At 42.9% G+C, this 22350-nt stretch carries 23 protein-coding genes; 7 read left to right on the forward strand and 16 right to left on the reverse strand.

Translation table 11 applies throughout. From position 1 onward, the window contains the following. Positions 1-7: 7 nt before the first annotated feature. From M1D84_RS16845 to M1D84_RS16880, 8 genes are all read right to left on the reverse strand, one after another. Complete coding sequence (locus tag M1D84_RS16845) at positions 8-778, reverse strand: IclR family transcriptional regulator (RefSeq protein WP_151040633.1); 771 nt, start codon at positions 776-778, stop codon at positions 8-10. Then, complete coding sequence (locus tag M1D84_RS16850; RefSeq protein WP_458106338.1) at positions 762-1808, reverse strand: 5-oxoprolinase subunit C family protein; 1047 nt, start codon at positions 1806-1808, stop codon at positions 762-764. The genes M1D84_RS16845 and M1D84_RS16850 overlap by 17 nt, the downstream gene beginning before the upstream one ends. Continuing rightward, entirely contained in the window at positions 1805-2551 is a 747-nt protein-coding gene (gene pxpB, locus M1D84_RS16855) for a 5-oxoprolinase subunit PxpB (protein WP_212052575.1), read from the reverse strand. Before pxpB ends, M1D84_RS16850 begins: the two co-directional genes overlap by 4 nt. An 18-nt stretch (positions 2552-2569) precedes the next feature. After that, positions 2570-3361: a putative hydro-lyase gene (locus M1D84_RS16860; protein ID WP_133744777.1), complete on the reverse strand. Its 792-nt coding sequence runs from the start codon at positions 3359-3361 to the stop codon at positions 2570-2572. 5 nt (positions 3362-3366) lie between these two features. Then, on the reverse strand, positions 3367-4584 hold the full coding sequence (locus M1D84_RS16865; protein WP_332285566.1) for an NRAMP family divalent metal transporter: 1218 nt from the start codon (positions 4582-4584) through the stop codon (positions 3367-3369). Positions 4585-4610: 26 nt separating this feature from the next. Beyond that, on the reverse strand, positions 4611-5369 hold the full coding sequence (locus M1D84_RS16870) for a LamB/YcsF family protein (RefSeq protein WP_073203848.1): 759 nt from the start codon (positions 5367-5369) through the stop codon (positions 4611-4613). A gap of 182 nt (positions 5370-5551) precedes the next feature. After that, positions 5552-6259, reverse strand: coding sequence for a Cof-type HAD-IIB family hydrolase (locus M1D84_RS16875; protein ID WP_044335092.1), 708 nt, complete (start codon positions 6257-6259; stop codon positions 5552-5554). A 176-nt stretch (positions 6260-6435) separates the two neighbouring features. Continuing rightward, a complete protein-coding gene (locus tag M1D84_RS16880) occupies positions 6436-6705 on the reverse strand; it encodes an excalibur calcium-binding domain-containing protein (protein WP_080652949.1) in 270 nt (89 codons plus the stop codon). Between the two features lie 184 nt (positions 6706-6889). On the opposite strand from M1D84_RS16880, the gene M1D84_RS16885 reads away from it, so the two are divergent. Genes M1D84_RS16885 through M1D84_RS16895 form a run of 3 tightly spaced genes read left to right on the forward strand, consistent with a single transcriptional unit; the run spans position 6890 to position 7845 of the window. Beyond that, positions 6890-7267, forward strand: coding sequence for a VOC family protein (locus M1D84_RS16885; protein WP_073203845.1), 378 nt, complete (start codon positions 6890-6892; stop codon positions 7265-7267). Between the two features lie 25 nt (positions 7268-7292). Continuing rightward, positions 7293-7586, forward strand: coding sequence for a DUF5316 family protein (locus M1D84_RS16890; protein ID WP_073203842.1), 294 nt, complete (start codon positions 7293-7295; stop codon positions 7584-7586). Positions 7587-7611: 25 nt separating this feature from the next. Further along, positions 7612-7845, forward strand: coding sequence for a DUF2651 family protein (locus M1D84_RS16895; RefSeq protein ID WP_073203838.1), 234 nt, complete (start codon positions 7612-7614; stop codon positions 7843-7845). A gap of 322 nt (positions 7846-8167) precedes the next feature. On the opposite strand, the gene M1D84_RS16900 is transcribed toward M1D84_RS16895, so the two are convergent. Further along, entirely contained in the window at positions 8168-8563 is a 396-nt protein-coding gene (locus M1D84_RS16900; RefSeq protein WP_073203836.1) for a MerR family transcriptional regulator, read from the reverse strand. A gap of 43 nt (positions 8564-8606) precedes the next feature. Continuing rightward, positions 8607-9449 carry an SDR family NAD(P)-dependent oxidoreductase gene (locus tag M1D84_RS16905; RefSeq protein WP_163114308.1) on the reverse strand — a complete coding sequence of 281 codons (843 nt, stop codon included), beginning with the start codon at positions 9447-9449 and terminating at the stop codon, positions 8607-8609. 231 nt (positions 9450-9680) lie between these two features. On the opposite strand from M1D84_RS16905, the gene M1D84_RS16910 reads away from it, so the two are divergent. Then, positions 9681-10831, forward strand: a protein-coding gene (locus M1D84_RS16910) for an IS3 family transposase (RefSeq protein WP_206534229.1) whose coding sequence is annotated in 2 segments (ribosomal slippage) — positions 9681-9954 and positions 9954-10831 — 1152 coding nt in all. Because the reading frame shifts where the segments join, the coding sequence is not laid out codon by codon here. Positions 10832-11044: 213 nt separating this feature from the next. On the opposite strand, the gene M1D84_RS16915 is transcribed toward M1D84_RS16910, so the two are convergent. From M1D84_RS16915 to M1D84_RS16930, 4 genes are all read right to left on the reverse strand, one after another. Further along, positions 11045-12793 (reverse strand): methyl-accepting chemotaxis protein, encoded by a 1749-nt coding sequence (locus M1D84_RS16915; protein ID WP_103132447.1) that lies wholly within the window; start codon positions 12791-12793, stop codon positions 11045-11047. Positions 12794-12892: 99 nt separating this feature from the next. Beyond that, entirely contained in the window at positions 12893-14014 is a 1122-nt protein-coding gene (locus tag M1D84_RS16920; protein WP_458106339.1) for a mannitol-1-phosphate 5-dehydrogenase, read from the reverse strand. A gap of 1 nt (position 14015) precedes the next feature. Continuing rightward, a complete protein-coding gene (locus tag M1D84_RS16925; protein WP_012008933.1) occupies positions 14016-14450 on the reverse strand; it encodes a PTS sugar transporter subunit IIA in 435 nt (144 codons plus the stop codon). A gap of 95 nt (positions 14451-14545) precedes the next feature. Then, complete coding sequence (locus M1D84_RS16930) at positions 14546-15988, reverse strand: PTS mannitol transporter subunit IICB (protein ID WP_024427324.1); 1443 nt, start codon at positions 15986-15988, stop codon at positions 14546-14548. 507 nt (positions 15989-16495) lie between these two features. On the opposite strand from M1D84_RS16930, the gene M1D84_RS16935 reads away from it, so the two are divergent. The 3 genes from M1D84_RS16935 (at position 16496) to M1D84_RS16945 (ending at position 19536) form a co-directional block, all read left to right on the forward strand. Further along, entirely contained in the window at positions 16496-18130 is a 1635-nt protein-coding gene (locus tag M1D84_RS16935) for a copper resistance CopC/CopD family protein (protein WP_458106340.1), read from the forward strand. A 16-nt stretch (positions 18131-18146) separates the two neighbouring features. Continuing rightward, positions 18147-18761 (forward strand): YcnI family copper-binding membrane protein, encoded by a 615-nt coding sequence (locus tag M1D84_RS16940; protein WP_073203822.1) that lies wholly within the window; start codon positions 18147-18149, stop codon positions 18759-18761. Between the two features lie 178 nt (positions 18762-18939). Beyond that, complete coding sequence (locus M1D84_RS16945; protein ID WP_073203819.1) at positions 18940-19536, forward strand: NAD(P)H-dependent oxidoreductase; 597 nt, start codon at positions 18940-18942, stop codon at positions 19534-19536. A 44-nt stretch (positions 19537-19580) separates the two neighbouring features. Here the strand turns inward: M1D84_RS16945 and M1D84_RS16950 are convergent, their stop codons facing one another. After that, positions 19581-20975 (reverse strand): NAD-dependent succinate-semialdehyde dehydrogenase, encoded by a 1395-nt coding sequence (locus M1D84_RS16950; protein WP_073203816.1) that lies wholly within the window; start codon positions 20973-20975, stop codon positions 19581-19583. After that, positions 20950-22338, reverse strand: coding sequence for an APC family permease (locus M1D84_RS16955; RefSeq protein WP_073203814.1), 1389 nt, complete (start codon positions 22336-22338; stop codon positions 20950-20952). The genes M1D84_RS16950 and M1D84_RS16955 overlap by 26 nt, the downstream gene beginning before the upstream one ends. Between the last annotated feature and the right edge of the window lie 12 nt (positions 22339-22350).

Below are 22350 nucleotides of genomic sequence, written 5' to 3' on the forward strand. Positions count from 1 at the left end.
TTTACGGTCATTGGCTTTTTATTTGTTCAGAAAAACCTAATTCTCTCGAAATATCACTGGCGGCTTTTTTCACCTGTTTAATTAAGTAAGGTAAGCGTTCTTTTTGATATCCTGCTTCAAATCCTGCAATGCTAATACCTGCTGCCACTTCCCCTAGATGATTGAAAATAGGAGCTCCAATCGCAGCTGTATAGTTTTCAAGCTCAGAATAGCTTAGCGTATATCCCCGCGCATTTGATTCTTCCAGCATGTTTCTTAGAACCTCTTTATCTGTGATGGTCCCAATTCCGATCTTCCCCAGCTCAATTGAGTCAATATAGGCAAGTCTCTCGCTCTCTGGCAAAAAGGAAAGAATACTTCTCGCACAGGCACCCGCATATAGGGGAGACCGTCTGCCAACGGCGGTGTAGAGTCGAACAGGCTGCGTACCTTCAATCTTTTCCACGTAAATGGCTTCGTCGGCCTCACGAACAATGAGCTGTACAGCTTCTCCTACTTCATCCCGTAAGCTTTCCATAAATGGTCTTGCAATCCTTCGAATATCTAGGCGGTCCGCCACAAGCTGACCGTATTCAAGGAACATTAAGCCTAATCGATAAACACCTGTTTCTTGCTTTTCTAACAGTCCCATATCGGCTAAAGAGTTCGCCATGCGATGGACAGATGTTTTCGGCATACCGGAAAGCTCGATCATTTCATTTAATGTTAATTGATCGTGAGCGATAAACAGCCGCAAAATCTCCATTGATTTCACAACCGTTTTATTTGTGTTTTGCATCTTCTTCACCTTTTCTAAACGAGAATGCTTCCAGCTTGATTCTTGCGGCCAGCTCCCTCAGTTCTGCTTCTTGCTTAAATAACGCCTGCTCTGCATCCCGATGATCTATTTGTTCAAAATACAGCTTTGCCCCAGGCATCACCTGTGCAATAAGCGGCAAATCAACAGTCACTACTTCTCCTATACGCGGGTATCCGCCTGTCGTCTGCCGATCTGCCAGCAGAATAATCGGCTGGCCATCAGGAGGAATTTGAATAGATCCAAAGGCGACCGCTTCTGAGATCAATTCCAGCTTTTCTTTTAAATGAACCGGCTCTCCCTTTAGCCGGCAGCCCATACGATCTGATTGAGGTGTGACCTGATAAGGCTGCTCAAAAAATGCGGTTTGAGATGTTTCTTGAAAATGAGAAAAATGCCTCCCTGCCAGCACACGAATCACTGGTGATTTCCGCAGCGGTAAAAAATGATCACGACTCACTGTCCAATCGGGTGCGCCGTATCCCGCCTGTTTCACTTTATTTTTCAGCCTATCAAACAAATGATCCGCTACGATAGACGGCTCTCCAACAGGCAGAACGTCGCCTTTTTCAAGCGGTCGTCCTTTCAGTCCACCGATCCCTGCTCTGACATAGGTGCTTTTGCTCTGCATGACTGGTTCCACATCAAATCCACCTGCCACAGCAAGATAAACGCGGCAGCCTCTCTTACAAAGACCAAAGGTGATCGTGCTTCCTGATCGGACAAAGAGCGGCTTCCATAATGGTGCCCGCTCTCCATCAATATCAATCTCAACATCAGCACCAGTGAATGCAATGAGCTGATCCCTCTCACAAGTGAGCACAGGCCCCGGCCCCATCAACGTCACTTCCAGCACGGCTTCGTTTTCTTGGTTGCCGGTGAGAATGTTGGCGATTCTAAGTGAGAGCGGGTCCATGCCGCCGCTCGTTAAGACGCCATACTTTTGATAGCCTTGCCGCCCTTTATCTTGAATGGTTGTGTAGATCCCTGGCTTGATGACATGAATACTCAACGTTCTGCCTCCTTCATGCTGAAAAATTCCTTTTCAGACATTTGGACAAATCTGACCTCGTCCCCTGCTTTCAATAGACTCGGAATTTCCTCGTCTGGGCGAAAAAGCGGCAGCGGGGTTTGTCCAATGAGCTGCCAGCCCCCGGGTGTGGAAATTGGATAAACGCCTGTCTGCTTTCCTGCAATACCAACAGAGCCTTTTGGAATGGACATCCGTGGTGTTTCTCTGCGTGGTGCTGCGATCTTTTCAGACAGCCCGCCTAAAAACGGAAACCCTGGGGCAAATCCAATCATATAGACAAGGTACGTGCCGGCAGTGTGAATACGCACGACTTCTTCTGGCGTTAAACCATTGATACGGGCAACCTCTTCTAAATCAGGGCCCAGCGCTCCCCCGTAACAGACTGGAATGTCAACGATGCGGCGCTTTACCTGAACTCCCTCCTGCCATTTGTCTTCAAGAAGTTGTTCAATATAGCCTTTGACCCATTCATACGGAGACAGGTCATGTTGTTGAAGTCGGGCCGATTGATGAACAGTATAAGGCTCGTAAAAAACAGTCACGTTTGTAAAGGCTTGAACCGCTTCTACATATCCTTCAAATGGGTGCTGTTCAATACATGCAAACAGCTGCTCAACACGTGCATGAATCTCCTCACGTATGTCAGCTCCAGCTTGGATGACGATCGCTGCATCTCCCAACGGGTGGTAGGTGATGGAATCTTTTATCGTTAAAAAAGCCACTTGAGGACACCTCTCTTTCTACAGTACACCTAGCTTTTGATCTCTTCGATCTGTGATGAACATATGCCCGGGTGCATGAGTGATCGCAATGTCGGGTTTTGTATGCATGACAATGGCTTGCGGCGTCACACCACATGCCCAAAACACCGGGACTTCTCCTTCTTTGATCACAGATGGTTCTCCAAAGTCAGGCTGATTCACATCGGAAATGCCAATCACCGCTGGGTCCCCTATATGAATTGGCCCGCCATGGACTGATGGAAATCGAGACGTCACTTGAACACTTCTTGTGACTTGATGCGCCGGAATGGGTCTCATGCTGACCACCATTGGGCCATGAAAGACTCCTGCTTTTTCACAAGCTATATTCGTTTGATACATGGGTACGTTATGACCGTCTTCAATATGGCGGACAGGAATGTCATTCAGCATAAGCGCGTGCTCAAACGTAAAACTGCATCCAATGAGAAAGGCAACCATATCATCCTCCCAATAAGCAGTGATATCTGTCACCTCTTCTTCAAGAATCCCTTTTCGGTAAATACGGTACTTAGGAAAGTCCGTACGAATATCCGCTTGAGGCGCCGACCGTCTTGGTACTGGATCACCTGGGTCCAGTACATCAAGCAATGGACAGGCAGCCGGATTCCGCTGGCAAAATAAAAGAAAATCAAAGGCAAGTTCCTTTTTGACAATCATTAAATTGGCTTGAGCAAACCCTTCTGCAAAGCCAGCCGTTGGTCCTGTGATTTCTTTTTTACGAATCAACTCTCTGATCTGTGAAGGCTCGTATGTTTGATAGATATTCATTCGATTCAGCTCCATAGTTTTGGAATTTCATTGATAATGGTATACCCGCCCATCAATGCCATGATGACAACGACAAATGCGCCTGATACTGTCAAAAAGAATGGATGTCGATAATCCCCGACAATGTCTTTCTTATAAGCCGCTACAAGTAAAGTGCCAAGTGCGATCGGTAAAATCAATGCATTGAGCGCCCCCACTAAAACTAATATGTTCACAGGTCGTCCGATCGTAATAAAACAAATAGTCGAGAGAGCAATAAAGCCGATGATAATCCCACGCTGATTTTGTTCAATTTTTGGCGAGAAGGTTTTAAAGAAGGAAACAGACGTGTAAGCCGCGCCAATAACTGATGTAATCGCCGCAGCCCACATAATGATGCCGAACATTTTATATCCAACATTTCCAGACGCCAATTGGAATACAGAAGCAGGCGGATTGGCTGGATCAATCTGTAAGCCCTTTGAGACCACTCCTAGAACGGCCAAAAATAAAGCGACACGCATCACAGATGTAATGAGAATGCCGAAAACAGAGCTTTTTGTCACTTGAGGAAGTGCATCCTTTCCTTTAATGCCAGCATCCAATAGACGATGCCCACCAGCAAAAACGATATAGCCGCCAACTGTTCCCCCGACAAGTGTCACTATTGATAAAATATCAATTTCTTCTGGGACAAATGTTCTGAGCGCTGCTTCTCCAACGGGCGGTGCTGTTGAAACCGCCACGTACAGCATCAGGCCAATCATGACAAAACCTGCTATTTGTGTGAAACGGTCCATTGCTTTCCCAGCTTCTTTAATCACAAAGATCAAAATGGCAATGACAGCACTGATCCCTGCACCGATTCGCGGATCGACTCCGAAGATCACCTGGAAACCGAGACCAGCTCCAGCGATATTTCCGATGTTAAAGGCAAGTCCTCCAATGACAATCAAAAAGGCCAGCACATAGCCGAGACCCGGGAGCACCATATTCGCTATATCCTGACCTCGTTTTTCTGAAACGGCAATGATGCGCCATACATTTGTTTGTGCAAAAATATCTAATAAAATGGAGATCAAAATGACAAACCCAAAGCTAGCCGCAAGCTGCTGTGTGAAGACGGTTGTTTGTGTTAAAAATCCCGGTCCGATCGCGGACGTCGCCATTAAAAAGGCAGCGCCCATCAGCATAGACCGATTCCCCTTTGGAGCCTTCATGTGTTTGACTTTCTCTGTTTTCATGCTGTTTCCCCCTTTGATGACAATTTTTATTGAAAGGCCTTGAGATGAATACCGGCTTCTTTTAGCTTCGCTGTAATGGTTTTCGCAAATTGAAGCGCATGGCTGCCGTCTCCGTGAATGCAGACCGTATCTGCTTTGAGCTCGATATCTTCTCCTTGAACTGTACGAACCCTGCCTTCTCTCACCATACGAACAACCTGCTGGACGGCCCGCTCATCCTCTTCAATGAGTGCATGTGGTTCGCGGCGCGATGTCAGCGTCCCGTCTGTTTGATACGTCCGATCAGAAAACACTTCATGTGCCACTTGCAAACCTATTCGTTCACCTGCTAACGCAAGTTCACTGCCTGACAGACCAAATAACACAAGGTTTGGGTCCACATCATACACAGCCTGCGCAATCGATTCAGATAATTCAGTATTTTTAGCCGCCATGTTGTAGAGAGCTCCGTGTGGTTTGACATGCTGCATCGTACCGCCCTCGGCCTTGAGAAAGGCTGATAGAGCGCCAATTTGATAGATGACAAGATCATAGGCTTCCTCTGCGGAGATAGCCATTGGACGTCTGCCAAAGCCGGCCAAATCTTGCAAACCAGGATGTGCACCAATTTTGACCCCTTTATCCAATGCCATTCTGACTGTCTTTCTCATAACCGTTGGATCTCCTGCATGAAAACCGCAAGCAATGTTGGCTGAGGTGACATATTCTAAGATTTGTTCGTCTGCACCGATTGTGTATTGACCAAAGCTTTCTCCCAAATCACAGTTGATATCCACTTGATACATAGAATCCCTCCTTGTTGTTCCGAAATACGGAATATAAAGTCCGAATATTCGAATTTATATTGATTATACCAACTTTGGATAGACTGCACATGAAATTGTCAGAAAATATAACAATCGAACTAGGAGAAAACAAAAAAAGCGAGAGGTAAAGTCCTCTCACTTTTTCTGTAATGAAATGCACCTTATTTAGACAGCACCCAATGTTGGATGGCTTTTGCCACGCCGTGTTCTGTGTTAGGAGCCGTAATCCAATCAGCGGCCTCTTTCACCACTTCCTGGGCATTTCCCATCGCAATGCCTAATCCGGCTTCTTGAATCATGGCCATATCATTGAGGCTGTCGCCAAGTGACATGACGTTATCCATCGTACAGCCAATGCGTTCAGCTACTTTTGCAAGAGCTGCCGCTTTGTTAATGCCGGCTGCATTCACTTCAATATTCGTTGGACTTGAGTTTGTGATCTCTAGGTGCTTATTTGTTTTCAATGTATTGAGGACTTCCTCACGAACGTCATCATCATGAATATCAAAGCCAAATTTCAGCCATTCATGGTCATGAATTCGTTCAGGGAATTCACCTCTCCACACCTTATCCACAGTCGAAGCCCAGTAATCGGTTTCGTACCTATTTTTTAAATCCCACATCATTTGGACGTGATCAGGATGCAGCAGATCCCGTTCGATCAGCTGGAAGTTTGAATCCCAGATTTCACTTCCGTTTGCTGTCACGAGGTAAGACGATAACTTGAGCGGCTCAACCAGCTCTCGGCATGTCATCAGTGTCCGCCCTGTGCTAATGACCACATGGACCCCTTTTGCTTCAGCCTCTTTAATGGCTTGTTTATTTTCCTCTGGAATGATGTGCTCACTGTTTAACAGCGTGCCATCCATATCAATGGCAATCAATCGGATGTCTTTCTTATGAGCTTGTGTTGACAAATTGAGTACCCCACTTTGTATCGATTTTTGAAACTATCTTTATTTTAATATAAAGAGGAAGAAGGCACAAAGGGACGAGTTTGATCCCATAGAAAAAAGACCTTGTTGCAGGTCTTTTTCACATGTGCTTAGCGTTCACACGCAATGCCGTCTTTATCGCGGTCAAGGTGCTTATTTTTTTGATAAAGTGCTTTAGATACATAAGGCTTGTACTTTGTTTTTCCACCTTTGTTTTTCGTGTTTTTGCTTTTTGCTACGCCGCCTTTATACACTTTGTTCAGCGCTTTGCAGTTTTTGTAAGACTTGACCGTTTTTGCATCTGCTGTGTGGGTGTCGACTTGTGTAAAGCTTAGCAAAAGACCTAAAGACAGGACAGCCACCATGATTTTTTTCAACATGTAAAATCCCCCTATTTTTTCTAATTTTACATTTTTATCATATGTCACCACTTTTTGTTTTTCAAGACTATTGAGCTAAATATTTTGGTTTTTTTGGCATGAAATACACCTTATATCCTATATGGTACAATGAGTGGGAAACCTTTCCGTTTTTGACACGTATATGAAGAGAGGAGTTTTTCACATGAAAATGAAATATACCATTTTATATGTAAACGCTGTGGAGGCGAGTATTCATTTCTATCAGCATGTACTTGGTTTCCCAATAAAATTGAGGGTTGAATCCTATGTTGAGTTTGACACTGGAGACGTGACGTTATCGATTAATTCACGCCAGGATGTCAAAGAAGCACTCGGATTGCCTGTCCCTGAAACAAATCAAACATCTCAAACGTTTGAAATTGGCTTTGTTGTGGATGATGTGGAGCAAACGATTGCATCAATGAAAGAAAAAGGGGTACCGATCATCAAAGAACCTGCAAAAAAACCATGGGGTCAAACAGTCGCTTATGTGTCTGATCCTGATGGTCATTTCATTGAAATATGTGATGCGGTCTCCTAATTGTCTTTGAAGGGAGTGAACCAGAATGAGAAAAAAACATGCTTTTTTCGCCGGTGTTTGCTCAATGATTGTGATTTGCAGCGCCGCTATCCTGTTGCAGCACCTTGAATGGATTGGGTTTGTCAGTGGCGGCATCTCAATTATTGGGGTCGTGATGTCTGGGGTGCTAATGGGTGCTTGGACAAGTGGAGAAGAGACACGAGCAGCCTATCATTCTGAAACAAAAGAACACCGCATGTGGCGCCTTGATACGGCTTTTCTTGTGATGATTTTTGCACTTCCACACATGGCTGCGTCGGTCTTTTATGTTTTGATGTAAACACTTGTTAAAAGGAGTTAGTCTTATGGCTGTTTTTATTCTATTCATTGTATTTGGCTTTCCTATTCTCTCTGTGCTGATTGGCATTTTTGGCACGCTCTTTTTGAAGAATGTATGGATGCCTACTTTGATTGTGCTGTTAGCGAGCATGATCTTCATGTTCACTTATATTGACGGGAATGAATCCTTTCTCATTTGGGTGATTGTCTATACCGTCTTTACGTTCCTTGCTGGATGGATCACAAAGCGGCTCAAGTAAAAAAGAACAGTTTCCACTGTTCTTTTTTTGAATCATATATCCGCACACCATAGTTCAATTTCAATTTTCAGCTCAGGCCATCCTAAAGCTGATACATAAGCAACCGTCATTGATGGGTAAGCTGTTTTGAAGATCGTATCCCACTGAGGATATAGATGGTCCCAGTCTATCACTTTAGGAGCTATTTTTCATTTCATTTAAGTGCTAATTTGCACTAAAATACTCTTATATTGAAGCATCTTATTGATTTAAACAAAATATTAAGTAATAGCCCATAAGGGTAGCTTCATACCTAAACTACAGTTAAAATACCAATCATACACTAACCGTTTTTGTTACCTTTATTTTTTTGAGGCCGAAAAAGGGTCTCATCGTTTTCTAGCTTAGAATCAATAAACTCCACAATACGTTGAAGATCGTGTATTTGATTCATCACTTTTTCTTTATATTCTAAAAGGGTTCTTTTTAATTCGGGAACAGAACTAAGTTTATATTTTACAGGATATTGTAAAATATTTTTCATTTCATTTAATGACATTCCTGTTTTTTTCAGACAAATAATCAGTTCCATTAGCTCTATGTCTTCTTCATCGTATATTCGATGTCCATTTCGTTTTCTTTTTGCATAAGGAAGCAATCCGATTTTTTCATAATAGCGGATCGCATCTTCAGTTAATCCGGTTTTCTTGGAAGCTTGCTTGATAGAATAAGCATTCACATCATCACCTACTAATTTTGTTTACAGATAGATTAATTAAAATCTAAACGAGAAACTCGTTTTGGTAAATATCAATCAGTTGATTAAGTACTTGTGCCTCATAACCAGAGAATTTGATTGCAGTTTCTTTGCCCTTGTTTACAAAAATCCCGGTAATTTCGTTGTTGAAATTGAAAGCAGCTTCATATAAGCGAGATGCCCCTTTGCTTGGAGGAGAAAAAATAAGGTTCCTTATGGGAAGAATATAACTGGGCATTCTTTTTCCTTTGGTCAACTTCGTCCTGTTTGGTCCTGGGCAGACACTGCGAATTTTTATTCCCTCGGTCAATAGCTTCGGAGCAATTCCATTCGTCCACAGGGTAAGGGCTAATTTACTGTTCGCATATGGACCTATAATCTTTTTAAATGGAATTGTCTTAGGATCGATTACTGTATTTAAGTCAAATCGCTTCAAAAATAATAAAGAATTGGAAGACGTATTAATGATCGTTTTCTCCTGCCCATGTAGTAACAGTTCTTTAAGTTCCATTGTAACGATATAAGGCACTAATGTATTAACTTCAAAATGAATTTCACGCCCTTGTTTGGAATATTTGTATTCAGCAAAACTGACTCCTGCATTGTTAAAAATCAAGTCAATTTTGGTCTCGCTTTTCTTAATCTGGCTAAGTACGTTTCTAAGGCTGGAGAATTCGGCTAAATCAGCTTTATATACTCTTAATAGCTTCTTTTTAAGAGCATCAATAATTATTGGTTGATCATTTGGAAAGTCAGAACGAATTACAGCAATTACTTCCCATCCTTGAGATAGAATCTTTTTCGTCAGTTCCAATCCAATCCCAGAGTTGGCTCCTGTAATCAATACCACTTTATTTTGTTCGTTCATTTTATTCTTCCTTTCTGTGTTTCCGATAGTAAACACAGATTACTACTTGGAGTGAACACCAAGTCAAGGGAAATTTTTAAATATATTTCCATAAGCGATTGATATTCGTATCCTTAAAAAAAGCTATCCTTTATTAGGGACTGACCCCATAAGATGAGACAAATAAAAAACACCTTCAAGTTTGAAAACGGATCGTTGTAATCCGAAATAAAACATGGAGGTGTTTTTTCTATGGGGACAAGAGTGAGTTATCCGGTTGAAGTCAAGCAGAAGGCTGTAGACATGAGATTGGCAGGCGTATCTATGAAAGAGATCATGCAGGAATTGAATATCAAAAATAAAACGCAGGTTCAGACATGGGTGAGGTGGCATAAGGCTGGGGATACACACCGGTTCGAACAGCCTGTTGGAAAACAATATACCTATGGAAAGGGTCCCGAGTACTCTTCCGAATTAGAGAGACTGCAGGCAGAAAATCGCTATCTGAGTCAACAGAATGAAGTTTTAAAAAAGTACAACGAATTGGAAAGGAAGTTGATAAGGAAACGTCAATCAAACTAGTAGAAGAATTGTGCAAAATGATGACAGTACAGGACATTTGTGTCCATTTAAGCATCTCTCGCGCTTCGTACTATAGATGGAAAAAAGATCTGACTCAGAATCATTCTAAAAAACAACTAGAGAAGCAAATCGGCACGTTGTGCCGAGAGCACAAGTATCGATATGGATACCGAAAAATCACAGCCTTACTAAAAGTGAGAATGCGTATTAACCATAAAACTGTTCAACGTATCATGCAGAAAAACCAGTGGCAGTGCCGGGTTAAAATGAAAAAGCGTAAGAAGAATGGGCAGCCCTATGCCGTGGCCGGTAATATACTGGATCGGAACTTTCAGTCTGATCGTCCTCTTGAAAAACTAGTAACGGACATCACGTATTTGCCTTATGGACAGAAACAATTGTACCTTTCCAGTATATTGGATTTATATAATGGAGAAGTGATTGCGTTTACGATTGGTGATAAGCAGGACACAGACTTTATTTTAAACACACTTGATCAGCTCCCAGCACTGCCTGAAAACTGTGTGTTACATAGCGACCAAGGTTCTGTGTATACATCTTACGAGTATCAGAAAGCTGTTCATATAAAAGGCATTACCATGAGCATGTCCCGTAAAGGGACGCCCGCTGATAATGCCTCCATCGAATCGTTTCATTCCTCGCTAAAGTCTGAAACGTTCTATCTTAACAGCATTGATCGAACTACGACCACCATCGTAGAACGCACTGTCAAAGAATACATTTATTATTATAACAACATTCGTATTCAAACAAAACTAAACAACCAATCACCGATCAACTATCGGCAATTGGCTGTATAAAGGTGTTTTGATCCCTGTCTCAAAAACGGGGGTCAGTCCCATTATGGATAGCTTTTTTTATTAATGAAAAATAAAACCAAAATGAGTATCCATAGCCACAAGGTAAGAACATCAATATCTTCTTTTTCATGACCGGAACACTCCTTTTGTTTGCGTGAGCAAGGTTTTGATTAACTTCATCATACTTGACAAGTGATACATCTTCAAAATGATTTAAAGACGATAACGCGCAATGTCCTGATTCAATCGCATGCTTAGTTCATTGAGCCTTTCTGCTGCTTTTGCCACATTTGAGATGGCTGTCACTTGTTCGTCTGTGGATGCAGTGATTTCTTCGATCGCCGCAGCATTTTCTTGAGAAACATGTGCTGCGCCGTGCATGGCTTTTGTGATGAGGTCGTTTTGCTCCAGCAGTGTATTCAGCTCTTTTGCCATCGCGTTTGTTTCAACGATGGTTTGTGAAATCAATGTAGAGATGGCATTGAATTCATGTTCTGTTGCATGCACCGCTTCATCCAGCTCGGCAAAACGATCCATTGTGTTAGACATGATACCAGCTGTTGTTGTCGTTTCTTCTTTAATGCCTTGGATCATTTGCTGAATTTGAACGGCTGATTGTTTTGTCTGCTCTGCTAAATTCCGCACTTCACTCGCTACAACTGAGAAGCCTTTGCCATGCTCTCCTGCACGTGCTGCCTCAATACTTGCATTCAGCGCCAGTAAATTCGTCTCATTTGAAATGCTTTCAATCGTATCTGTGATTTGAGAGATATCCTGTACTTTTGTACTTAACTGCTCGATTCCTGCTCTAATGCCTTGAGACGCCTGAATCGATTGTTCATTCGATTGTTTTAATTGCTGTACGATTTGCTGGCCCTGCTGTGATGATTGACTTGATTGGTCGGAAATCCGTTTAATGTGATCACTCTGTTCTTTGACATTCTCAATAGATTGATTAAACTGGGTCATTTGTTGATTGGCTACTTCAAGATCGGATGCTTGATGAAGTGTTCCAGTCGAAATGTCTCCAATGGCTCGTCCAATTTCTTCACTGCTGGCTGAGGTTTCTTCAGATATCGCCGATAAATCTGTCGCTGATTCAACAAGCTGACTGCTCGTTTCCTGTAAACCGCTCACCAGTGTTCTGAGCTCTCCTGACATATGGTTAAAGCCTTTTGCCAGCTGGCCGATTTCATCCGTTGTTTCCTTTAAGTTCGTGCGTTCAATATTCCCCGCTGCAATTTCCTTTGAAGCAGCAGTGACTTGCTTCAGCAGTCTGACTTTTCCTCGAGCAGCTAAATAAAAGACGCCTAGACTCAGAAGGGCGACACCTGCTGTAATGAGAATAATATAGAGCTTCATCTGCTCTAATTCTTTATAAAATTCGTCCTGGAAGACAGCGATACCTACACTCCAATTCCACGGTGTAAACTGGCTCATATAGGCGAGCTTTTCTTTTTCTTCGCCGGTTGCATCGTCCTTATCCATATAGGTCACATAGTGTGCATCCTCGCCTTTTGCATTGGCACCAGCGACCATTTTTTGACGATTGGTCGTGTTATCTGGAATGACGCCGATGTCGTTGACCGGATGGACCTGGGTTGAATAGTCAGTGCCATATGCGATCAGATAGCCTTTATTTTTATAGATAAAATCTGATTTTTGAGATTGGTATCCCTTCCCGTTGTCATTTTTGGGTCCGCTCAAGTAAAGCCGGGCTTGTTCTTGCGCCTGCTCAAGCGTCAGTTCTTTTTTCTCCACACGGTCATTCAACTGTTCAAGTGTGGCCATTGCTCCGCTGACGATGTGCTTTAAATCTGCTTTCCCTGCATCAATTAATACATGTTTCGCTAACAAATATCCCGTTGTTCCAACTAGTCCGCCCGTTAAAATCGTGATCACGATAATGGCAGACATTAATTGAAAAAAGACACTTCTTGACGCAAACGCTTTCTTTTTCATGTACAAATTCCCCCTTACTTTATATATCGTCAAGCAGGGAAAAGTATTAAAAAAGTCATAGAAAAAATCCCTTTCGCACGTTGGAAAGGGATTTTCTGATTAATGAGCTGCTTCTTTAAGAATGGCTTGATAAAGATCGTCTGCTGGCGAGAGTCCACATACCTCTTCCAGCACACTTTCAATGCCTTTTTCTTTTCGTAATGCCTGAAGACGAACAGCTTCTTCGTCTTCAGTAAAGTCGTAAGCCAAAGCTGCCACAATGCCTTTAATTAAATACTGTGGCTGTCTGATTTTTTTCGCTGGACCGATTAAACGGTCATTTGCTCCAAGCTTTCTAAGCGGGGAACGTGCGACGCGCGTGACTTCATCAGAGATAAAGGCATTTTCAAATCGTTTGATGATTTTTTGGATATACGCATCATGTTCTTCTTTTTGAAAACCATATGTGTCGATTAAATAACTGCCCGTTTCGTGAAGTGCACCTTCGACCACTTGACGAATCTCTTGTGTATCGACAGCTTCTTTAATCGTTTGCACGCCTTTTTCGTACCCGACATAAGCAGCTAGTGCATGTCCTGTGTTGACAGTAAAGAGCTTACGCTCAATATAAGGCGTCAAATCTTGTACAAAGGTCGCTCCATCGATCTGAGGAACGTCTCCAATAAAGCCTGTCTCATCAATGACCCACTCGAAAAATGGCTCGACTGATACTTTCAAAATGTCCTCATGGTGCTGAATCGGGACAATGCGGTCAACCGCAGCGTTTGGAAAACCAACTGTGTGTGACAGCGCTTCTTGTTCATCAGCTGTTAAATGAGAGAAAACAGCTTCCTTTAAATGAGAGCTGCCGCCAATCATATTTTCACATGCCACAATGTTGATGATATGATCAGATTTTTTCTGTTTTAAACCTTCAGCAATCGATGAAGCAATGATGTTCAAAACAGCTGGTCCAACAGCTGTTGTAATGAGGTCAGCTGTTGCTACCGCCTCAGTTAATGCAGCTGGATCTTTTGCGGAATTGATGGCTGACACAGGACCAACTACTTCTTGCTGCTGCCCTGGTGCTGCGAGTTCAACCGTGTAATATCCTTTTTCATTCAGCTCGTTGATGACCGCTTCATTTACATCGGTAAAAACGAGCTCAAAGCCTGATGCTTTTAACAAAGATCCGATAAACCCTCTGCCAATATTTCCCGCTCCAAAATGAAGTGCCTTCATGTTAGTTCACCTCGTTAAAGATGGCAATCAGTTCATCCTGATCCTTTGCATGAATGATACGCTCTACGTTTTCTTCCTCTGAACAGACAATCGCAATTTGGGAAAGAATATCGAGATGTTCATTGTTTTTACCAGCGATACCAAATACAACTTTAGCAATATTCCCCTCGCCATATTCAACGCCATCTGGAATTTGGATAATGGAAATTCCTGAATGAAGGACAGCCGCTTTCGCATCCTCTGTTCCATGAGGAATGGCAATTCCGTTGCCCATAAATGTAGAAGAAATGTTTTCTCTTTCAAACATTTTGTCCACATAATCACTTGTGACATAACCGTTTGCCACTAAGACTTCGCCTGCTTTTTTAATGGCTTCTTCTTTAGAGCCCGCTTGTTCGTTTAGAAAAATATTGTCTTTTGAAAGTACTTGTTTCATGAAAGATCACACACCTTTTTTAGAATAGAAAATCAGAAAACAACCAAAACGGGGAGTTCAATTAGGAAAAATTGGACTCAACCCGTTTCGTCATGTTATTTTTTCAATTTCTCAATCAGCTCATCGTATTTCGGGCTGTTTAAGAAATTATCAACTGAGATATGGACAGCTCCTGGCAGTTTTGCCTTGGCTCTATCTGTTAAATCTTTATGAGTAAAGACCACATCGGCATCATCTGGGATGTTGCTGATGGATGTATTTGTTACATCAATATCAAGCTCTGCCTTTTTGACTTTATTCTTTAAGACGGATGCGCCCATCGCACTTGAGCCCATTCCTGCATCACAGGCAAAGATGATTTTGTTCACGTTATCTGGATTGATTTCATCTGGAGATGCTGCTTGCTCGCTTGCTTCAGCACCTTCTTTTTGTGCTGTAAGAGCAGCTGCTGCTGCACTTTTCTTGCCTTTCATGTCTTGCATTTTTTCTGTTGCTGCTGTTAAGTCTTCGTCCACTGCTTTTGACGCTTTTAAAATGACAGAAGCGACAAGGAACGATACGACCGCTGCCACGACAACACCTGCTAGAACTGCAAGGTGGCCGCCTTTTGGTGACATGAGCATAAGAGCGATGATACTTCCTGGTGACGGCACAGCCTTTAAGCCTGCATTTAACAGTGTAAAGGTCAGAACGCCGCTTGCTCCCCCAGCAATAACAGCCAAAATGAGCTTTGGCTTCATTAAGATGTATGGGAAGTAAATCTCATGGATTCCCCCTAAAAATTGAATGACAATCGCACCCGGTGCAGACTGCTTTGCCGTCCCTCTTCCAAAGAACATGTAAGCTAGAAGAACACCGAGACCTGGCCCTGGGTTTGTTTCAAGCAAGAACAGAACGGACTGGCCTGTCTTCGCCGCTTGCTCTACTCCTAATGGACCTAAAATCCCTTGGTTAATGGCATTGTTTAAGAACAATACTTTCGCTGGTTCAATGAAGATACTTGCCAGCGGAAGTAAATGTGCATTGACAATGATATCTACACCTGCCGCAAGGGCTTTATTCAGGCCTAGTACCACTGGACCGATGGCGTAGAAAGCAATGGCGACTAAAATGGCACCTAGAATACCTGCACTAAAGTTATTAATCAGCATTTCAAAGCCTGATCTGATTCGGTCTTTGAACAGCTGGTCGATTTTCTTAATGAGATAACCGCCAAGCGGCCCCATGATCATTGCGCCTAGAAACATTGGGATGTCCGAACCGACAATAACCCCAATCGTAGCGGTTGCACCGAGTACCCCGCCTCGATGGTCATATACGAGCTTCCCGCCTGTGTAACCGATTAAGAGCGGCAGCAAGTAGTTGATCATTGGTCCAACAAGTGTATTTAATTGTTCATTTGGAAAATAACCACTTGGAATGAACAATGCGGTGATGAGTCCCCAAGCGATAAACGCTCCAATATTCGGCATGATCATACCGCTTAAATAGCTTCCGAAGCGCTGTACTTTTACGCGAAATCCGCTTTTTTCCTGCATCTATGAAAACTCCTTTCTTCTCTCCCTTTATTTAGGGCTTTATAGGTCAAAAGATATAAGAACAAGATTCAGTGAAGCCCTTATGCCTATCGTAAAACGCTTTCACTTTCTCTTCAATTGAAACTAAATGTCACTTTGTCACATAGTGTGTGACAAAATTGAAAAATGATGTGACATCACCTTCAGATCCCAATACAAAAGGGGAGAAAAGGTTGATCTGCCGTTGTTTTGAAGCAAAATTCATGGGAATTTCACAACTTTCAAATGGTCTCTTCTTGTTTCCTCTTCTTAAATCGAATAGGCTTATAATTGATCAAACCTATTCAATTAAGAAATGTCTGCGCAGACATGACACAGAAAAAGTGAACCATCTTGCTGTTTGTTTCGTTTACCTTTTAGAGAGGGCGGTACAATAGGAAGAGCGGTTTTTTCTGTGACTCACAGTTTACTGCCGCTTTCTTTCTGATACATGAGACATTTTCATAGGTAGAAAGGCGGTTATTCACCTTGTTTAAAAATAGTAAGTGGCTTCTGCTTCTTATGGTCATGTTCACTTTTTTCATTCCAAAGGAAGCATTTGCTCACGCATACGTCGTGAGCTCAAACCCGGCGGCAAATGAAGAGCTGGATCAGCAGCCTCCTTCAGTCTCGATCACATTTAGTGAAGGGATTGAAAGCGGATTTCATGCCATTAAGGTGCTAAATGCAAAAGGTGATCGTGTGGATAAAGGAGATACGGTCATTAAAGATCAAAAGATCATGGAAGCGGCTTTAAAAAAGAATTTACCAAAAGGAATTTACACCATTCAGTGGAATGCGGTATCAGCGGACGGACACTCTGTTTCTGGCATGATTCCGTTTAGTATTGGAAAAGCGGATGGCGGTTTTGACCAATTAGAGCAAGGTCAAACGAATGAATCCATTGATGTGGCCTCAACTATTGATAAAGCCTTTCTTTATACGTCATTCAGCTTATTCCTTGGGACCATTTTGTTTGGACTGCTTTGGTTTAAGACTGCGATTTCACCTGTATTGGCGAAACGAATGAAGCGGCTTTTGACTGTGTCATTGATGATGATGGGCGGAGCACTTGTGTTCCAACTGCCGATTCAGACAAAATCAGCGGCAGATGTGTCCTTTTGGGGGGCATTTCAGCCTTCGCTTTTACAAGAAACGATTGCGTCCACTTCTGGCGGTAGTCTGTGGATGATGCTTATGGCGTCATTTGTTCTTCTCACCATCTGGACGATTGTGGCGGTGAGAAAAGGGGACTTCTCTTCTTTTCGGGTTTGGCTGTTTCCACTGCTCCTCTTCACAGTGCTCCTTTGGCTGAAGGCACAAATCGGACATCCAGCCGCAACAGACAATAAAATACTCACAACATCACTTGATTTCATCCATCTCGTCTCTGCTTCGATTTGGGTCGGTGGTTTAACAGCCATTGTCCTTCTATTGATGAAGAAACTGCCAAATGAAGATCAGCCGCTCATTCGGAGTACGCTAGCAGCATTTCATCCTTGGGCACTGCTCTCTGTTGGACTCATTGTGTTTTCAGGATTTGTGAATGCCATCTTTATTTTGCAATCGTTTGACGCTCTTTTCCAATCAGCATACGGACGCACCTTTTTAATCAAGCTTGGTTTATTTATCATCATGGGCCTTCTTGGGCTTATGCATTACTTGATGCTGAGATGGAAAAAGAAGCAGAAACGCAACATTTCCTTACGAGCCGAATGGATGATCGGGATCGTCATTTTGTTATTAACAGCTGTCTTTACCAATATTCCGAGCCCTCCTCCACCTGCACCTGAGCCTTTCTTTGGTGCAAATCAGGTCGAGCATCGTGATATTGTGTCCTTGAGCATTACCCCGAATGCCCCGGGGAAAAACTCATTCGAAGTGGCATTTACAAAGAAGAATGGCGAAACGATCACTGATATTCAATCTGTAACAGCCAAGATCCATAAGGTGGCTTTATTCGGTGATGAGACACCGAGTGAATTTCAGCTGAAACGATTAAAAAATGGTCATTTCTCTGCTGAAAATCTCTTATTAAATGAAAAAGGCACATGGAAAATTGAAATCCATGCGTTAACTGGTTCTTTTAAGAATATCGATACCACATTTATTAGAAGAAACTAAAAGGAGTTCATCACATATGAAAAAATACGTTAAAGCTTTATTACCAATGCTTCTCGCTTCATTTTTATTGGCGATTCCTGTGAGTGCACACGTAACAGTCAAACCTGATACGTCTGCGACAAATGCTTGGGAGACCTATACATTAAAAGTTCCTTCTGAAAGTGACAGTCCAACAACTAAGGTTGTCGTGACAATTCCTAAAGGCGTAGAATTCCAGCAATATGAGCCAGTACCTGGCTGGAAAACATCAACTGAAGAGAAAGATGGCAAGGTGACAAGAGTGACTTGGGAAGCAACAGGTAAAGGTGTGCTTGCTGGACAATTCCAGCAATTCGTTTTTGTAGCGAAAAACCCTGAAAAAGCAGGTGAAGCTGCTTGGGATGCGTATCAATATTATAAGGATGGAACAGTCGTTGAATGGACTGGCGATAAAGATGCTGATAAACCTCATTCCATCACAAACATTGTGGCATCTAATACCGTAACGGATTCACATGGTCAGGAAAAACCAAAAGAAGAAAAGGCCTCTGAAACAGTCTCTGCTTCTTCCTCACCACTTGTCCTTGGTCTGTCCATTGCTGCTCTAGTCGTGGCACTGATTGCACTTGGACTTGCTTTTAGAAAAAAATAAAAGCTGTATGAGCGATCGTTTTCTCGGAAACGATCGCTTTTTCTTGCACCACAGACTGTTTACTTTTATTAGAAATCAATTATTTTCCATTTTCCCAACTTGTTATTACCAATATAGGATTGAATAGGATAAAGTCGCATGACATAATGAGACAGATGACCACATAGGAGGCTATGAGATGAACCATGTAATCATATTTGCTCATCCCCAGCAAAGCTTAAATCAAACCTTATTAGATCTTGTTGTGAGCACTCTATTGAACAATGGTCATAAAGTGACTGTTCGTGATGTCTATGCCCTAGGTTTTTCGCCAGAGCTCACCTTTGCAGAAAAGGCTGCCATCAAATGCGGTGATGTCCCAATCGCTATTCAAAGAGAGCAGACGCTGATTCAGCAAGCGGATGTGCTGACGTTTATTTTTCCAATATGGTGGACAGGCTTGCCGGCCATGCTAAAAGGATATGTAGAGCGCGTGTTTTCTGAAGGTTTTGCTTATCAGATCAGTGAGGATGGAGAGATTGAAAATCTGCTTCGGCACAAAAAAGGTGTCATTATCAACACCCACGATGCACCGAGGACTTTTCTTGATTCCAATAAGGTCTTCAGCTCCTCACATCACATGACAACCGATACTGAAGTCTTCAATTTTATTGGCGTTCAGCCTGTCGAACGGCTTTTGTTCAGCAGCATGGAGCAGGCATCTGCAGATTACATACATGAAATTTTGAAAGAAACGAAAGAAACGGTGGATCAGCTTTTCCCGCCGGCTGTTTAACATAAAAAAGACTGCCGAGATTCCTCTGACAGTCTTTTTCACGTTTATTCGTCTAAACCAATGGATACATATTTTGTTTCTAAATAAGGTTCGATCCCTTCGATGCCGCCTTCTCGGCCAATTCCGCTCTCTTTCATACCGCCAAAAGGTGCTTGAACAGCCGATGGACCGCCATCATTCCAGCCAATAATCCCATAATCGAGATGTTCTGAAATGTAGAGCCCGTTCCGATAATTTTCTGTAAAGAAATAAGCTGCAAGGCCAAAAGGTGTATCGTTGGCTAATTCAATTGCCTCGTCTAACGTTTTGAATGTCGTAATTGGTGCCACTGGACCAAAGGTCTCTTCATGCATGATGTTCATCGAAGGATCCACATGTGTAAGAACCGTTGGCTGGACAAAATAATATGATTTGTCATCGTCGAAATGCGTATCGCCGCCGACAAGAACTTTCGCCCCTTTATCCACAGCATCTTGAATTTGACCGACAATTTTATCAAAGCCGCGCTTGTTGATAATTGGACCAATAGATGTGCCTTCTTCAAAGCCATTGCCTACTTTCAGCTTTTCTACTTCTTTGCTGAAGCTTTGCGCAAATGCTTCATGAATGTCTTCATGCACAATTAAGCGGTTGGCACAGACACAGGTTTGTCCTGCATTCCGGAACTTAGATGCCACTGCCTGTTTGACAGCTAGTTCAAGATTCGCATCCTTGTCTACGATGAGCGGAGCATGACCGCCAAGCTCCATTGATACGTGTTTGACTGTGCTGGCACTGTTTTTGATCAAATGCTTTCCGACGGGCGTTGAGCCTGTAAACGTGATTTTTCGAATCAATGGACTATCTGTGAAGATTTCACCCACTTCTTTGCCGTCTCCCACAACCCATTGCAGTGCATCCTTTGGAATGCCAGCTTCATGTCCTAATTTTACTAGTTCAATGGCTGTCAGCGGTGTGTCTTCAGCAGGTTTTACAATAAACGTACAGCCTGCTGCAAGCGCAGGAGCTGCCTTTCTCGTAATCATCGCCGCAGGGAAATTCCACGGAGTAATGGCAGCAACAGGACCAACTGGCTGTTTTGTGACGAAAAGGCGTTTGCTTGTCGTATGTGACGGGATGGTTCTGCCGTAGATTCGCTTTGCTTCTTCTGCGTACCATTCAATATAACCAGCCGCATAGACGATTTCTCCTAATGCTTCTTGATACGGCTTTCCGTTTTCTTCTGTGATGATTTTCGCAAGCCTTTCTTTATGCTCAATCATCAGATCAAACCACTTACGAATGATATTGGCACGTTCATGCGCTGACGTTTTTGCCCATGATTTGAATGCTTTGTGTGAACGAGAAATTGCGTCTTCGATCTGTTCTTTTGTATGCTGAGCAACTGAAGCAATTTCTTCTCCTGTTGCAGGATTATATACTTTGAGTTCGTTTGTCATGCTCTACCGTCTCCTTCGTTCTTGGATTCATTACATATAGTATATACCCAATGAGTACCCAACCTAAAAGCAATATCCATTCAGCTGGCCACGATAAGGAAGCCGGCATTCCTGGAAAGTAAAATGAAAGGAAAAGAAGACTCAGTCCGATGGCTAAAACACCTGTCGTCCGCCAATATTTAATGCTGTATGGACGCTCCAGCTCAGGTTCTGTTTTGCGAAGTCTCATAAAGGCAATGGACACGATTAAGTACCCGACGATGATTCCGACACCGCCTGCATTGACAATCCATACGAGGGCAGGACGCCCTAATAATGGAGCGAAAAAAGCTAAAGCTCCAAGAAATAAAATGGCATTTGTCGGTGTTTTATACTTTGGATGAATATACGCAAACCATTTGGAAATCATACCTCTTTCCGCCATAGCATATAGAATACGGCTTGCACCAATAATAAAAGCATTCCAGCTCGTCACAATTCCTGCTACACCGCCAATAACCAGCACTGTTCCAAACGCTTGATGACCGAGAAGCTGTACCATCGCATCTGCTGTTGCTAATGAAGAAGCTTCGAGCTGTCCTTTTGACAGCCCAGCAGCTACCCCAAAGACAATAAGCAGATAAAAAACGACTGCGCTCACGATGGAGATAATCAAGATTCTCCCAATGATTTTTTTTGGTGCGTTAATCTCCGCCGCTACTTGCGGAATGACATCAAACCCAACGAATAAAAAGGGAATCATGACTAACACCGCCATAAGCCCCCCAACCCCGCCTTGAAACATCGGCTCAAGGTTTGCAAAATCTCCATTAAATGTTGCGCCGCCTAAAAGGAGAAAACCTGTCAGAATAATCGCCACTGTGAACACGGACTGAAAAATGGCAGCAGGCTTCGCTCCAATGTAATTCAGCGCTGTTAAAAACAATGCCCCGCCAGATCCAATCAATACCCATGTGAAATAAACGTCCCATCCTCCTATATTCCATAAAAAGCCAGCATGCTGTGTTGGAATCACATAATCAATGACGGTCGGCAAGGCGACTGCTTCAAACGTAATCACAGACACATAACCAAATAATACGCCCCATGCTGAGACGAACGCTGCTTTCATCCCAAATGCCCGCTGGACAAAAACGAGCCCTCCGCCTGTCTCTGGAATCGCAGACGAAAGCTCAGCATACGTAAGTCCGATAAAGATGACGAGAATACCTCCTATAACGAAAGCAATCACACTGCCTAAAAATCCAGCTGTTAAAATCCAATCTCCCGAAAGTACAACCCAGCCCCAGCCAAGCATTGCACCAATGGACAAAAACAGCACGTCAGACTGCGACATCGTTTTTGCCATTTGTTGTTTTTGCATACAACCATCCCC

The sequence above is a fragment of the Bacillus sp. PK5-006 genome, from assembly GCF_054161415.1.